The 16,044-nt window shown below is 45.7% G+C and carries 9 protein-coding genes and 1 tRNA gene; 7 read left to right on the forward strand and 3 right to left on the reverse strand.

The genetic code is table 11. The features are described from left to right. Positions 1 to 67 precede the first annotated feature (67 nt). Positions 68 to 2,086 (reverse strand): methyl-accepting chemotaxis protein, encoded by a 2,019-nt coding sequence (locus PPA03S_RS26995; RefSeq protein WP_062327996.1) that lies wholly within the window; start codon positions 2,084 to 2,086, stop codon positions 68 to 70. A 337-nt stretch (positions 2,087 to 2,423) separates the two neighbouring features. Between PPA03S_RS26995 and PPA03S_RS33755 the strand changes: the two genes are divergently transcribed. From PPA03S_RS33755 to PPA03S_RS33070, 3 genes are all read left to right on the forward strand, one after another. Further along, positions 2,424 to 3,812, forward strand: a complete 1,389-nt coding sequence (locus PPA03S_RS33755; RefSeq protein WP_217998972.1) for a RidA family protein — start codon at positions 2,424 to 2,426, stop codon at positions 3,810 to 3,812. A 163-nt stretch (positions 3,813 to 3,975) separates the two neighbouring features. After that, on the forward strand, positions 3,976 to 4,785 hold the full coding sequence (locus tag PPA03S_RS27010) for a class I SAM-dependent methyltransferase (RefSeq protein ID WP_245683744.1): 810 nt from the start codon (positions 3,976 to 3,978) through the stop codon (positions 4,783 to 4,785). A 365-nt stretch (positions 4,786 to 5,150) separates the two neighbouring features. Then, complete coding sequence (locus PPA03S_RS33070) at positions 5,151 to 9,197, forward strand: S8 family serine peptidase (protein ID WP_062327998.1); 4,047 nt, start codon at positions 5,151 to 5,153, stop codon at positions 9,195 to 9,197. Positions 9,198 to 9,332: 135 nt separating this feature from the next. Here PPA03S_RS33070 and PPA03S_RS27020 read toward each other — a convergent pair whose 3' ends face one another. Next, positions 9,333 to 10,565, reverse strand: coding sequence for a CynX/NimT family MFS transporter (locus tag PPA03S_RS27020; RefSeq protein WP_062328001.1), 1,233 nt, complete (start codon positions 10,563 to 10,565; stop codon positions 9,333 to 9,335). Between the two features lie 418 nt (positions 10,566 to 10,983). Then, positions 10,984 to 11,057: transfer RNA gene (locus tag PPA03S_RS27025), tRNA-Arg, on the reverse strand. A 325-nt stretch (positions 11,058 to 11,382) separates the two neighbouring features. Between PPA03S_RS27025 and PPA03S_RS27030 the strand changes: the two genes are divergently transcribed. The 4 genes from PPA03S_RS27030 (at position 11,383) to clpX (ending at position 15,933) form a co-directional block, all read left to right on the forward strand. Then, positions 11,383 to 12,225: a hypothetical protein gene (locus PPA03S_RS27030; protein WP_062328136.1), complete on the forward strand. Its 843-nt coding sequence runs from the start codon at positions 11,383 to 11,385 to the stop codon at positions 12,223 to 12,225. A gap of 135 nt (positions 12,226 to 12,360) precedes the next feature. Beyond that, positions 12,361 to 13,701: a trigger factor gene (gene tig, locus PPA03S_RS27035; RefSeq protein ID WP_062328005.1), complete on the forward strand. Its 1,341-nt coding sequence runs from the start codon at positions 12,361 to 12,363 to the stop codon at positions 13,699 to 13,701. Between the two features lie 375 nt (positions 13,702 to 14,076). Then, entirely contained in the window at positions 14,077 to 14,667 is a 591-nt protein-coding gene (gene clpP / locus PPA03S_RS27040) for an ATP-dependent Clp endopeptidase proteolytic subunit ClpP (protein WP_024633993.1), read from the forward strand. 12 nt (positions 14,668 to 14,679) lie between these two features. Beyond that, the gene (clpX, locus tag PPA03S_RS27045; protein ID WP_062328008.1) at positions 14,680 to 15,933 is read left to right on the forward strand and encodes an ATP-dependent protease ATP-binding subunit ClpX; all 1,254 of its coding nucleotides are present in this window, start codon (positions 14,680 to 14,682) and stop codon (positions 15,931 to 15,933) included. Positions 15,934 to 16,044 lie beyond the last annotated feature (111 nt).

A 16,044-nucleotide genomic window follows, 5' to 3' on the forward strand; every position in this document is an offset into this window, starting at 1 on the left:
TAAGAGGATGATCTTTGCAGACATCAAAAAGCTCCCGGAAGGGAGCCTTTGATGTCTTTTTCTATAATTACACTTTGAATTTACCAATGACTTCCTGAAGTTGTTGTGCCATTTGGCTCAAGCTGTCCGCAGATGCGGATACTTCTACCATGGATGCACTTTGTTGTTCGGTGGAAGCCGCTACATTTTGAGTGTTACCGGCGGATTGTTCTGCAATAACGGCAACACTCTCTGCCATCGTGACCATATTTTGCGCACTGGCGAATACCTGTTCCACAATGGAGGAGACATCAATGGATTCGGAGGCGACACGGTCGATGGACTGCACAATATCATTAAAGGCGTCCCCGGTTAAAGAAACCAGAGATATTCCTTCCTGTACTACGGCTGTTCCTTCGTTCATAGATGTTACGGCATTCGCTGTCTCTTCCCGTACCTGATAGACCAGATTGCGAATCTTCTCAGCGGATACTGTGGATTGTTCAGCCAACTTACGGACTTCGTCCGCGACAACGGCAAATCCGCGCCCATGCTCCCCGGCCCGTGCTGCTTCAATCGCAGCGTTCAGAGCGAGCAGATTGGTCTGACTGGAAATTTCGGTAATCAGCCCGATGATGTTGCCGATCTCATCGGTTTTTTGTCCCAAGGCATGAACGACATTTGCCGTATGGTTAACTTTTTCGTAAATGACATTCATTTGTGTTACTGCATGATTAACAACTTCGGTACCTTCCTTGGCTTTTTCATTGGCGCTCGTTGTTAATTGGGTGACATGTTGAATCGATGTTGCGGCCTGATTCATCCCTTTGGAGATTTCCTCGGTCGACTGTGTAAAGGCAGCCGAGTTGTTCACCAATTTTTCGGAGCCGTCTGCGATATGTTGTACTGCCTCTGAGATGTAGTCAGCTGTAGCACGGGTTTGCTCGGCGCTTGCTGATAATTCTTCTGAGGTTGCAGCCACCTGTTCCGAGTTAAATCCGACTTGTGATACTAATTGTCTAAGATTGCCAGACATCTGATTGACCGCTAAAGATAGTTCACCCAGCTCATCTTTTGAGGTGATCTTTACTTCATTGGTCAAATCGCCTGCTGCAATATTATTGGTGGCGATCATCAATCTCTTCAGAGGAATGTCGATGGACCGGATGACCCAGAATGCAAGTATGGCTCCGCCAACGATAGAAATCCCAATAATAATCAACGTTGTGATTAATATTCCGCGGCTTGCCTCCGAGATTTCCTCCACATCGATGATACCGACAATTTTCCAGCCCGTAAGCTCATTCGTTTGATATACAGCGATCTTATCGTTACCAGCGGATGAAAATTTGACATTGCCGGAAGGCTGAGCATTCATTTGTTTGATATAAGGCTCTGTGTCCTCCGTGCCGATCTCCATGCTTGGGTGAGTTATGTATTTATTATCTTTATCCAGAATGGAAACGGTCCCTGTTTCGCCAACCTTGATTTTATTTACCTGTTCAGCCAAATTAGTGAGACTCAAAACGATACTTACTACACCGGAGTTGTCGGCTGTTGCCATGGAGGGCACTACGATGACTTTGCCATCCTGGCTAATGATAGGGTTGTTTACAAGTGCCTGGCCTTTCTTTTCCATCGCCATCGAGTACCATGCCCGTTCCCGTGGATCGAAGTCTTCAGCGAACGTTTGCTGTGGTGAATTCAAGAGTTTTCCTTCTGCTGTGGCAAATTGAACATGATCATATTCAGATTTTACAGCTTTAATGGGATCGAGAATTTGCCGGAGCTCAGGGCTTTCATCACCCGCGATCATACCCTTGGTAACGGTTTGTGAAAGGTATTTAAGATCCTCTAAACTTGTATTGATTAATGTGTCGATTTGAGTATTTACGGTTTCTACAGACTGACGGGTATTTTTCATAAATTGATCCGTAATATCATCTTTGGCGGTGAGGTAGGATAACCATCCCAGACCGGCGGTTGGCAGGACGAGAATAACTAGAAATGCAATACTTAGACGTGTTCTTATCGTAATGTTTTTCCCCACTCGAAGCTTGTCCAATTTGAATGGTTTCTTTATTTTTTTGGTTTCTGGCTTCTTCATTGCTCATATCCTTTCTTGACAATACGTATTTGAGATATCATCGTCCAGCTTGTTAAACAGGACAGTTCTATATGTCGGCAAGATAACTTGATAAGTTTAGGTATTTAGTCATAAAATTCATGAAAACGTTATAATTCGACAAAAGAAATAGTAATTTATTACATATATAATGATTATTTAAAATAATTATATTATTTTATAGTCTTAAAGACATGACTGTTTGTATGAGTAATACAAAAAGTTAGGCTCTTATACCTATTTTAAAATTGACAGAATGTGTAATTGTGATATAGTTAGCGATATTATTTTATATGCATACATAGAAAGGTTGTTGGAGATGACAAGTAAACAGACAGGAAAAGCTGTAAGGCGCTTGACAGCAGCCGTGCTTGCGTTGCAGATCGGTTTTGGGGCAATAGGCGCTCCCGCCTTCGCTTCCAAAGTTACGCTGGTTTCGCCTCATGGTGTGGAAACTCTATCACCGGAAGGTGCCATTCAATCGACAGGTACATGGGATGTAGGAACACGTGCCGGAGATTATATCTATGTAGCAGGTATGCGTGGGATTGATCCAAGCACAAACCAACTAGTCAGTGATGAAGAGGGGCGAATTCGTCAGGCATTTCTCAACATGAAGCTGATCGCTGAATCGGAAGGGGCAACTCTCCGGGATGCAACCCGTCTAGTTGTATATGTAACGGATATGTATCGGTACCGTCCGATCGTCAATCAAATTCAGGAAGAATTATGGGGTTCCGGTCCTTATCCGCCTCGTACCATCGTTGAGGTGGATCGTCTGAACCAGGATGATATCGTCGAAGTGGAAGGTACGTTCTATGCACCAAAAGCGTCCAACTCAACCAAAACGGCAGCAAGCTCCACCGTATCGCCAAATGGTGTGAAAACTCTTTCGCCCAAAGGGGCTATCCAGTCGACAGGCACATGGAATCTGGCTACAAGAGCAGGGGATAATATTTTTGTAGCGGGGATGCGTGGAATTGATCCAAGCACGAATAAACTGGTAACCGATGAAGAAGGCCGTATTCGTCAGGCATTCCTGAATATGAAGCTGATTGCTGAATCGGAAGGAGCATCGCTTCAGGATGCGACACGTCTCATCGTGTATGTCACGGATATGTACCGTTATCGTCCAATCGTCAATCAAATTCAGGAAGAACTGTGGGGTTCCGGTCCTTACCCGCCATGTACCATCGTCGAAGTAGATCGTCTGAATCAGGATGACATTGTCGAAGTGGAAGGAACGTTTTATGCACCACAGATCACTTCCAAGAATGTTAATTCCAAAGGGAAATCAGCGGGTAACGTATCGCCAAACGGTGTAAAAACACTCTCCCCAGTGGGGGCTATTCAGTCCACAGGAACATGGAATCTGGGAACTCGAGCGGGCGACAACATTTATGTAGCAGGAATGCGCGGAATTGATCCGAGCACGAATAAATTGGTAACCGATGAAGAAGGCCGTATTCGCCAGGCATTCCTGAATATGAAGCTAATTGCTGAATCTGAAGGGGCCAAACTGCGTGATACAACACGTCTCGTCGTTTATGTTACAGACATGTACCGCTATCGTCCCATCGTGAATCAAATCCAAAAAGAACTGTGGGGCTCGGGACCCTATCCACCTCGCAGCATTATCGAAGTGGATCGTTTGAACCAGGATGATATTGTCGAAGTGGAAGGTACATTTTACGCACCTGAACAATAAAGGTATAGACCCAAAGATCTCCATCCAATGGAGGTCTTTTTTTAGTTGGGAAAAATGATCGGTTTCCAGAGGGAGAGAAATATTTATATAGGCATATCCTATCAACTAGATAGAATTTATATATTTAAATAATAAACTATCTTGTGCCACAATGAGAATATCAATGATGAAAGCGACGGTGGTATTCATGCAATCCATTAATCAATGGCAAGCAGATGAGTATGACAACAAACTGGCATTTGTATCTGGTTACGGTAAAAACCTAATTTCGTGGCTTCAACCCCGGAAAGGGGAGTACATCTTGGATCTGGGATGCGGGACGGGGGATTTGACATACGAAATTTCTAGGTCACAGGCTGAGGTCGTTGGCATGGATTCATCAGCGGACATGATCTGTCGCGCGAGGGAGAAATTTCCCGATATCGAGTTCATAGAGGGGGACGGTCATCAGTTTGAGACAAGCAAGCGGTATGATGCTGTCTTTTCCAATGCAGCCCTGCACTGGATGCGAAGTCCGCATCTTGTTGTCGACAGCATATGGAATTCATTGAAGCCCGGTGGGCGTTTTGTAGCGGAGTTTGGGGGCAAAGGCAATGTGCAGATTATTGTTGATGCGTTAGAAGAGGTATTTGAACGTCACACCGGGATTCGGGCTTCCGAGCGCAATCCTTGGTACTTCCCGACAATCGGGCAATATAGCCACCTTCTGGAGCAATGCGGATTTTTGGTACGACAGGCCTATCACTATGACCGTCCTACCAGACTAGTGGATGGTGAACAGGGTATTGAGGGCTGGTTAGCCCATTTTGGAGGAGACTATTTTGAAGGATTGGCTCAGGAGAAAATTCAGGAAATCTGTCGTGAAACCAGCAAAATTGCTCTTCCAAAACTCTGGAAAGAAGATGCGATCTATGCCGATTATAAGCGGCTGCGTATTGAAGCAGTAAAGCCGGGAATTGAAATAATCAAATGAAACACCTTTGTTAAATGAATGATACCCTCTATTTTCAAAAAAAATGACTCACGCATAGGCTGGGAAGCTCCTCGGGATAAGAGGAACCCGGCCTTTTTGCCTATGCCTTTAAATAAAAATTGAACTATTTTAACGACAAATATATACAATTTCACATTTTTCTCTTACCAAAGAACCATATAAGTAATTTTTATATCATAATTGTAATTATTTAGAAGGGGATTGTGATATTTTAGTAGAATAATTCACCAAGGGTCAATCATGTTGCAGATAGGATGGTGAAGAGGTTACAAGTGTTGCAGCGCTTGTCATAGCAGAGCCCGAATGGTGAGGTACTTTCATATTGAAGATGGAGGGGAATAGCCTTGAATAAACGTTTGATATCCATATTGTTAAGTGTTCTTATGATCTTCTCCATAATCATGCCGGCGGCTGGAGCCGCTCCTGCAAATATTCAGCTAGATAATGTTCTAAGCAAGTCCGAGGCCACGCAATGGAGAGAAATTCTTGACCAGCGGGAAGAAAAGCTTGCCGCAGATCCTTTTATGGACAAGAGTCTGCAAGGTCTTGGAGGAGATGAAACCAGAGTTATCGTTGAACTCTCCAATAAACCGGTGGCTGTAGCACAAGGCGAATCTACCCTCGAAGGAAAATCGTTTACCTCCTCTATGGAAACAAATGCTGTGACTCAAATAGAGCAACAACAACAGTCATTTGTACATAGCCTCACTCAGAAAAAAATCAAACATGAAGTATTGGAAAATTACGCATATGCCCTGAATGGTGTAGCTATTGAGCTCAAAGGAAACCAACTGGGACAATTGCTTCGTATACCGGGTGTGGTTAGCGTTTATCCTGACCTTGAGATTAGCGTATCCCCGGAAACAGATGAAGTAAATCCGTATATGAAAGACACAGCGCCTTTTATCGGTGCCCCTGAAGTATGGGATCTGGGATACAAAGGGCAAGGCGTTAAAGTTGGCGTCATTGATACAGGGATTGACTATGAACATCCTAATCTGCAAGACGCTTATAAGGGTGGATGGGATTTTGTTGGAAATGACAATGATCCTTATGAAACAACACGTGAAGAATGGAAAGGTTCGGGTGAACCTGAATTTAATGAAAAAGGAAGTGCTTATTACACCTCTCACGGTACTCATGTAGCCGGTACTATTGCTGCTCGTGAAGCTGGAGATTATGGCATTGTTGGGATTGCGCCTGAAGCCGATATTTATGCCTATCGTGTGCTTGGACCTTATGGAAGTGGGCAAACTTCATGGGTGCTGGGTGGAATTGACCGTTCCGTTGCCGATGGCATGGACGTAATCAATCTCTCGTTGGGTAACTCCGCAAATGATCCAAGTTATATCACTTCGGTTGCTCTAAATAATGCCATGCTCTCTGGCGTGACTGCAGTTGTGGCAAGTGGTAATGATGGCCCGAATCGTTATACATTAGGTTCTCCGGGAGCATCGGCTATGGCAATCACTGTAGGTAACTCCACAGGGCCTAGTCAGATCATTACGGCTAATACGCATTTCTGGATTGGTGAGGAAGGTAAAGGTACACTTCCTGATGAGCAGCCTGTACCTGAGGCTGAACAATCACCTGAACTGGGGTCAGCACCGGGAAATGATAGTCCTGAAGTGCCTGAGCAGGGTGAGCCAGCAGCGACACCGGATGATAAAGATCCATCTGTAACTGCTCCTGAAAAGGGTGCCACAAAAGACGAAGCTTCCTCAGCCAGCGAAGCTGTGTTGTCTGGGTCAGAGCAAGGTGAGGTATCATCTGAAGCGTCTGCCGATGCTACAACTCCAGATGCAGAGGGTGACGTATCCGAAGAGGATACTCAACCAGCCTCACCTTCTGCACCTGTCGAAACTTCTCCGGAAGTTGTACCTGTAGAAGAAGAGCCGGCAGCTGTTCCAACTGAAACAGAGCAAAACCCGCTGGCTGTTACAGAATCTGTCTATCGCCTTGATATCATGGGCTGGAGCCTTTCGGCAGACCCGGAAGCTGTTTTAACGAATTCATATGAACTTGTTTTTGCCGGACTTGGTAAACCAACTGATTTTGAAGGCAAGGATTTTACAGGTAAAGTAGCTTTGGTTCAGCGCGGTGAACTGGCATTCGTAGAGAAAGTAGCCAATGCCAAAGCAGCAGGCGCCGTAGCCGTTATTGTATATAACAATATTCCGGGACCAATCGGTGTGAGTTTGGGAGATAATTTTGAACTCATTCCCACGTTGAGCATGTCGAAAGAGGATGGGGAAGTCATCAAGGCTGAACTGGATGCGGGACAACCGGTTAAAGTGAGTTTTAATGACTTTGAACGTGATCAGACGGCTGGAGATGAAATGAGTACGACCAGTTCCCGTGGACCAGCCAAAGTGACCCTTGACATTAAACCTGATGTGGTTGCGCCGGGCGCCAGCATTTTGTCTACGATTCCTGCCTATGGCAAGGATGAGCCTGGAGCAGATTATTCACAAGCTTATGATCGCAAATCAGGTACAAGTATGGCGACACCGCATGTTGCCGGACTGGTTGCGCTGCTGATTGAGAAGCACAGTGACTGGACACCTTTCGATATTAAAGTTGCACTCATGAACAATAGTAAAATACTCGACACGACAAAATACGATGTATTTGATCAGGGTGCAGGACGTATTCAGGCAGTAAACTCCATTGACCCGACCGCATTTGTGAAAGTATTGGATGTAACGAAATACACAGAGAATGGGGCAGTTGTTGAGAAGCCTAACGTTACAGGGAGTGTCAATTTCGGCAATTTCCAGAGCACGGACGAAAAAACCGTCACCAAAACGATTAAAGTGGAGTCGCTGAATGGCAGTGGTGGGGACTACACCGTAAATGTAAATCCAACACGCACCGTGCCTGGCGTTTCTGTAGCGGTGGACAAAAGCTCTTTCACATTAAATGGTGAGGAAGAGTTGCAGGTTACCATCACTGTTCCAAAAGGTGTGACGGCAATAACAGAAGCACAGGGATATCTTCAATTGTCTAATGGAACGGATACATTTACGGTTCCGTATGTTGCGCATTTCAATCTTACACTGGCAGGAGTTAAATACATTGAGACTGTAAAAGGTACAGAGAAGAATCCGTTCCATTATCCATTAAAGTCTGATGGTACGCTGGATACGCTCGATGTTGCCATGGAATTCTATAATCCAATGAATTTTGCTCTGATTGAGATTTTTGATGGTCTTAACCCGGAAGGGGGATACTATCAAGATGGATACATCGGTTACATTTTTGGTAACAACTATAATTTCGCTGCCAATACACGATATAATCTTGCGTGGGATGGCGAGTATGCGGATTACACTACCGACGAAGTGACTGAAATTCCGGATGGTTTATATACGGTTGATATCACTACGATCGGTGTGGATGGCAAAACCTACAAGGAAGACACCTCCCCATTCCTGGTGAAAAAGACAGCTCCGGCTGTAACTGCGCCAGAAAAGCTGGAGTTCAAACAGGATGAATCTGCTGTCATTAACGGTAGCGTGGACGACTTGTACTTCCGTGTTGCTCCTGCGCTCCAAGACGGCTGGAACGTCGAGTTTGACCCATCTGCTTCCTTGGAAGCAACGTATGTCGTGAAAAAAGAGAATGGTTCCATTTATAAGGACGGTGTTTTTGAAGTAAAACAAGACGGTAGCTTCACTCTTCCTTTGGAAGGAATGGAAGCAGGGGAATACGTCGTTGAATTTACGGTAACAGACCAGCAGGGACTTTCGGGTAAGGCCAGCACGGCACTTCATTTGGAATCCAAAGAGACCGAACCGGAAACCCCGGCTGTCCGGGCGCCTGGAACGCCTGCATTGTCTCACAATAATGGACAGGTTAACGGTTTGCTTGGGGGCTCGTATACGGTCACTATGAACATGTGGTGGGGCGAGAACGGCACGAGCTACAAGCTTTATGAGGATGGAGTTTTGATCGATACTCAGAAGTTGACGTACAATGCTCCTTGGGCGCAATTTGCTCGGACGAAGATCACGGGCAAAGCTAACGGCACATATACCTACGTAGCCGAGTTAACCAACGACAAGGGGACGACGCGGAGTCAGACGTTGACGGTTCGGGTGACCAACGCATCGCCAGGCAAAGCTGTTCTCTCTCACGATAACTGGGATGGTGACGGAAATTATAAGGTTATGATGAATTTGTGGTGGGGAACCAATGCCACGGAGTATCGCCTTTATGAAAATGATCAGTTGATCGATACCCAGACACTCAGTGCAGCTACGCCTTTTGCGCAAAGCGCTGTGAGTAAGCTGTCGGGACGCCCTTCAGGCACGTACAAGTATCGTGCCGAGTTAATCAACGCATCCGGAGTTACCAGCACCGACACCATCACGGTAAAGGTGAAGTGAATTCTGCGGCATTAATATATTGAAGGAATGGTTCTATGCATAAACGGCCTCCATCCTGATTACGCGGGATGGAGGCCGTCTAGTTTTGTATTTTGTTTTGCTCAATGGATGGAATGGCTAATCATTTTTGGTACTCTAACCGATCACTCTATTCTTGCTGGCCTGGATGCCTGCGATCAGTAAAACAATGGCAAGGATAACCTGTACCAATAACGGTAGGGTCCATCCTTTGGTCCAGTCATGAAGCACACCGAACAGCAAAGGACCGACTGCCGCCAGCATATATCCGAATGACTGGGCCATTCCCGACAGGCTTGCAGCTTGTCTTGCATCGGACGTACGCAGTACAAAAAACATGGTTACAAGTCCGAATGATGCCCCAGCCCCCACGCCGGCCAAAGCAACACCAACGGTTACGAGAGAGGAAATACCGCTTAAAAGGAAGGCATATCCCAGAATCAAACATGAGCATGTGATTGCTGTCAGCCCACGTTGGTCTTTCATTCGTCCAGCCAGAATGGGAACGATGAACGTTACCGGAACACTAACCATTTGCATCAGGGACAGCATCCAGCCCGCCGCAGAGGAACTAAAACCCTGATCGGACAGAACCTCGGGCAGCCAGGTAATCGTGGTGTAAAAAATTAAAGATTGCAGTCCCATGAACATTGTGACAGACCAGGCTAAGGAAGAAGAGCGCAGACGAACCGGCTTCGCTTCCGTTTTCGAAGCCACGTAAACTTCACCACGTCGTCCTGTACGGACGTGAGGTAGCCAGAGAATCAGTGCCAGAATGGACAATACGGCCCACATACCCAGTGATGCGTGCCATCCCATGGAGGTTAAGCCTGCCGCGGGGACACTAATTCCAGAGGCGATGGCACCCCATATATTCATGGATACAGAATAGAGGCCGGTGATGAGCCCAACTCGCAATGGGAAATCCCGCTTGATCAGACTAGGAAGCAATACGTTGCTCAGAGCAATGCCGCATCCGAGGATCGCTGTTCCTGCAAAAAGAACGGGAACAGAGGGCAGAAACCGGAGGGTTACCCCTATGGTTACAAGGATTATGGCCGTTAACAAAGCCGTTTCTAATCCGAATCTTCGCGCCAGTTGTGGAGCGAACGGAGAGATTGCCGCGAATGCAAGCAAAGGAAGAGAGGTGAGCAAGCCTGCCATCGTATGACTTATTCCTGTATCTGCACGGATCAGTTCCACGATCGGACCTGTTGCCGTAATAGGTGAGCGCATGGTCGCTGCGATAACGATAATGCCTGCCAGCAAGAGTCCAAGTTTCATGGATGCTGACGATGAATTATCGACTGCAGCATGGTCGGGTGAGTTGTGATGTAAAGATGAGGGCATGGTAAATCTCCTATAGTTTATTTGTCTAATATGTATACTTTGATACATACATATACACCAATAAGCATAACATTCCGTGTCAATAACAGACAACGAACAGAGCAGCTCATCCCCAGAACGCAAAAAAAGCTTCCCGAAGGAAGCTTTTTTTAGTACGTCCCAGGAGGGATACTCTCCTTGCAGTCGAGACTGCGAAGTAGTGCTCACGAAGCGTATGCTCCGACGAACCATTGGGGTTCTCATGCCCAGAACGCAAAAAAGCTTCCCGAAGGAAGCTCTTTTTAGTACGTCCCAGGAGGGATACTCTCCTTGCAGTCGAGACTGCGAAGTAGTGCTCACGAAGCGTATGCTCCGACGAACCATTGGGGTTCTCATCCCCAGAACGCAAAAAAGCTTCCCGAAGGAAGCTTTTTTAGTACGTCCCAGGAGGGATTCGAACCCCCGACCGACGGCTTAGAAGGCCGTTGCTCTATCCTGCTGAGCTACTGAGACATAAAATTTTTCAAGCAAAAATGATTATATCATAAATAATTATGAATATCAACCATTTTATTATAATATGCTTTTCGTATATGATATTTGGCGGCAGTAACGTTTTTTTCATTATAATTAAGGTTATGTTAGAATATCAGAAGAACTCAAAAAATAGATCGATTTTCGTTTAATATACATCTATTTATGGTTGATTGCGACTGGAGATTCTGGATACAGAGGAGGTGCCCCTATTAAGGAATCCACGACCCCGGAAAACGAGCACAGCAACAATATCGTGCTGTTTCCTAAGACGCTGGACTATTACCAGATACAATTGACGGTTATGTTAGAAAATGAACGATACGGTGAAGCGATGGACCTGCTTCGCTTTTTGCTGCAGTGCCAAGGGCAGGAAGAACGGCATTACGACGAATGGCGAGGGCTGCTCGAATGGCTTGAAGCGGCTTTCCCTCATTACGGGGAAGATTCACCAGTGGTCCATGAAGAGCGCGAGGAAGACGATGTCAGTGAAGAGGACATGGCGCGTCAACATGCCCGGTTCAAGCTTGAGCAGGATGATGGTTATGCCGATAAACTGCTTCGGACTGTGATGGAAGAGCCGTTATCCGAACAAACGATGCTGGCGCTGGAGCAGCTTGCCTATCTCGATCGGCCGGAGATTGATGATTCGCTGACCGGTTGGCTCAAAGACAAGGCATTACATCCTTTGCTTCAGTTCCGTGTGCTGCAGACATTGCGCCGCCGTGGTGTTCAGGGTGTTATTGCATTTACTCGCGGGGAAGAGCCGGTTGAAGTGGAGATAGATACCGTTCCTCTTAGACCTGAAGATTTCCCGCTCCAGATTGTTCAGATTCTTGAACGGGTAGCGGATCAGACGGAGGTTCATGAACCTACGCTCTTTTATTTTGCCCAGGAACTGTGGATACAATATGTTATGGCGGTCTACGGAACCCGTGATTATATGTCCATGCTGGAAGAAAATGATTCCATGACAGATATATGGGCAGCTGCTCTACATATGACCGTTGCAGACAGTCTGGGCGGTTCGCATGACGAGGAAGATACTCGCTCAATGTATGCTGTGACAGGGGCGATGCGCTTTCGTCTGGAGCAGGCATATCGATCGATGAAGCAGTTTGTTTCGGCTGGTTTGGACGGCCAATAGGGGTCGGAAACGTTTTCCTCAAACCGTATCAAGGGATTCCCCTTGAAAAAGAATCTAATCTTGTTTATACTAAAATGGTTATTTTGTACGTGATTGCCTACGTGAACATGTGAATTTTGGAGGGGAAAGTATACAATGAAAGCAACTTGGGAAAAGATAGAGAAGAACCTTGGGGTTCTTGAGGTTGAAGTGGGTGCAGATCGTGTAACTGCAGCACTCGACAAAGCTTTTAATAAAGTGGTTAAACAAGCAAACGTACCTGGATTCCGTAAAGGTAAAGTTCCACGTCCAATCTTCGAAGCACGTTTTGGTGTGGAAAGCTTGTATCAAGAAGCAATCGACATTTTGCTTCCTGAAGCTTATACAGAAGCCATCGACCAAACGGATATTTTCCCGGTTGATCGTCCTGATGTAGATATCGAACAATTCGCTAAAGGACAAGTATTCAAGTTCAAAGCGAAAGTAACTGTTAAACCTGAAGTTACACTGGGTGACTACAAAGGCGTTGAAGTTGCTGTAGCCAAACATGAAGTAACAGATGTAGAAGTGACTGAAGAGCTTGAGCGTCTTCAACAACGTCACGCAGAACTCGTTGTTATCGACGAAGGTTCTGCACAGAATGGTGATGTTGCGGTAATCGACTTTGACGGTTCCGTTGATGGCGTACCTTTCGAAGGCGGACAAGCTGAACGTTATTCCCTGGAACTTGGTTCCAACACGTTCATCCCAGGATTTGAAGAGCAGGTTGTGGGTCTGTCCACAGGCGACTTCAAAGACGTTGAAGTAACTTTCCCAGAGAGCTACCATGCAGCTGAACTGGCTGGCAAACAAGCGGTATTCAAAGTGAAAGTACATGAAATCAAACGTAAACAACTTCCTGAACTGGATGACGAGTTTGCAAAAGATGTCAGCGAATTCGAAACGCTTGAAGAGTACAAAGCTGATCTGAAAACACAATTGGAATCCCGTAAAGCAGACGAAGCCAAAGCAGCTCAAGAAAATGCTGTTGTAGAAAAAGTGGCTGAGAATGCTGAAGTGGACATTCCTTCTGCAATGGTTGACAGTGAAGTACAAAACATGATGCGTGATTTCGACAACCGTCTGCGCAACCAAGGCATGAACCTGGAAATGTTCCTGAGCTTCTCTGGTCAAACACAAGCTGACCTGAGAGGACAAATGCAGGAAGATGCTTCCAAACGCGTTCGCAACAACCTGGTTCTTGAAGCAGTTGGTAAAGCGGAAAACATCGAAGTTTCTGACGAAGAAGTGAACCAAGAGCTCGAAAAAATGGCTGAGTCTTACAAGCGTCCTGCTGAAGAGATTCGTGGCATTCTTGAGGGTAATGGTTCCCTGGACAGCCTTCGTGATGAAGTGAAACTGCGTAAAACGATTGACGTTCTCGTTGAGAACAGCAAAGTCGTTGAAGCTGTTGAAGCTCCAGCTGAAGAAGTTGCTGTAGAAGCTGACGAAAAATAAGACAAGCTGTTATGTAATGAACAGCTGAATAAACGATAAGGCACGTGAATCATTGCGTGCCTTATTTTTAAATTACGGCATCCATTTTATAGGGGAATCCGTGATAATATGGGTTTGATACGTTGTGGTGTTCATTATGCATTTTCAACTTCCTGTGGTTCTCTTATAAATAAAATAGGTGAAACGGCATAGGATTGCTCCGATTTGCACATACATAGAAAACATGGTTAAATATGATCAGGCTAAAAAGTAAACTCACTTAGGCTTGGCACTACTTGTGAAAAATGACATTGTCACAGGAACGTGTTAGAATGAATTTGGGTTTGCTTTACAGGTAGCCTATGTCTAATTACATGTAGAAAAGAGGTTGGTCTCATGAGTCTGGTGCCAATGGTTGTTGAACAAACCAATCGAGGCGAGCGGTCTTACGATATATATTCACGTTTGCTGAAGGATCGCATTATTTTTTTAACCAGTGCGATTGATGACGATGTAGCCAATCTTGTCATAGCGCAGCTTTTGTTTTTGGCAGCCGACGATCCAGAGAAGGATATCAGCTTGTACATTAATTCACCTGGTGGTTCTGTCACCGCAGGGATGGGTATATACGATACGATGCAATATATCAAGCCGGATGTATCGACCATTTGCGTAGGTATGGCAGCAAGCATGGGCTCTTTATTGCTGACAGCCGGTGCTCCTGGCAAACGATATGCGCTGACCAACAGCGAAGTGATGATTCATCAGCCGCTTGGCGGCGTTCAAGGACAGGCTGCGGATATCAAAATTCACGCAGAATGGATTATTAAAACACGTCAGAAACTGAATCAAATATACGTCGATCGTACAGGTCAACCCCTTGAGAAAATCGAGCGGGACACAGACCGTGACTTTTTCATGAGTGCTGAAGAAGCCAAAACGTACGGCATTATTGACCAGGTGCTCAGCAGACCGATCAATTCCTAAAGGGGTGGTTTCATGTTTAAATTTAACGATGAGAAAGGGCAATTGAAATGCTCTTTTTGCGGTAAATCTCAAGAACAGGTGCGTAAACTGGTCGCTGGACCAGGTGTTTACATTTGTGATGAATGTATCGAACTGTGCACCGAAATCGTTGAGGAAGAGCTCGGTCATGACGAAGAACTGGACCTTAAAGATATTCCAAAACCGAAAGAAATTCGCGACATTCTTGACCAATACGTCATTGGACAGGACCAGGCGAAGAAGTCTTTGTCTGTTGCGGTTTACAATCACTACAAACGCATCAACACACAAAGCAAGATTGAGGACGTTGAATTGCAAAAAAGTAACATTTTGCTGTTAGGACCTACGGGTTCTGGTAAAACGTTGCTGGCGCAAACGATGGCCAAAATTCTCAATGTTCCTTTTGCTATTGCTGATGCGACTTCATTGACGGAAGCGGGTTATGTCGGCGAGGATGTAGAGAACATTCTGCTGAAGCTGATTCAAGCTGCTGATTATGATGTTGAAAAAGCAGAGCGCGGCATTATTTATATCGATGAAATTGATAAAGTAGCGCGTAAATCCGAGAACCCATCCATAACACGTGATGTATCGGGTGAAGGTGTTCAACAGGCGCTCTTGAAAATCCTGGAAGGCACTGTAGCTTCTGTACCACCACAAGGTGGCCGTAAGCATCCACATCAGGAATTCATCCAGATTGATACCACCAACATCCTGTTCATTTGCGGCGGTGCTTTCGATGGCCTGGAACAAATGATCAAACGCCGGATCGGTAAAAAAGTGATCGGCTTTAACACTGTTGCGGAGCAAAAAGACCTTAAACCGGGCGAATATCTGGGTATGGTATTGCCGGAAGACTTGTTGAAATTCGGTCTGATTCCGGAGTTTGTAGGCCGTTTGCCAGTCATCTCCACGTTGGAGCCGCTGGACGAAGATACATTGGTACGGATTCTGTCCGAGCCAAAAAATGCGCTGACCAAACAATACCAAAAATTGCTTGAGCTGGATAATGTGAATCTGGTGTTCGAACCAGCCGCATTGCTTGCGATTGCGAAGGAAGCCATTAAACGTAACACGGGTGCACGTGGACTGCGGGCCATTATCGAAGGCATCATGCTTGAGATTATGTACGAAGTACCTTCCCGTGATGATGTTACGAACTGTGTCATTACAGAAGAAGTCGTTGAGAAGAGAGTCGTGCCTGAATTGAGCCAATCGAAGGACGACAAGCAGGAAGAAAGTGCCTAACTCAAGGTGAATATTCCGTTTCAACACTGAAATATAGACTTGTCAGTTCTCCACTCCTGGCAGAAGGCGAATTCATGTCTCTGTCAGGGTGGAGCTTTGACGTTGTGGGGA

Source organism: Paenibacillus pabuli NBRC 13638 (genome assembly GCF_001514495.1).
Taxonomy (GTDB): Bacteria; Bacillota; Bacilli; order Paenibacillales; family Paenibacillaceae; genus Paenibacillus; species Paenibacillus pabuli.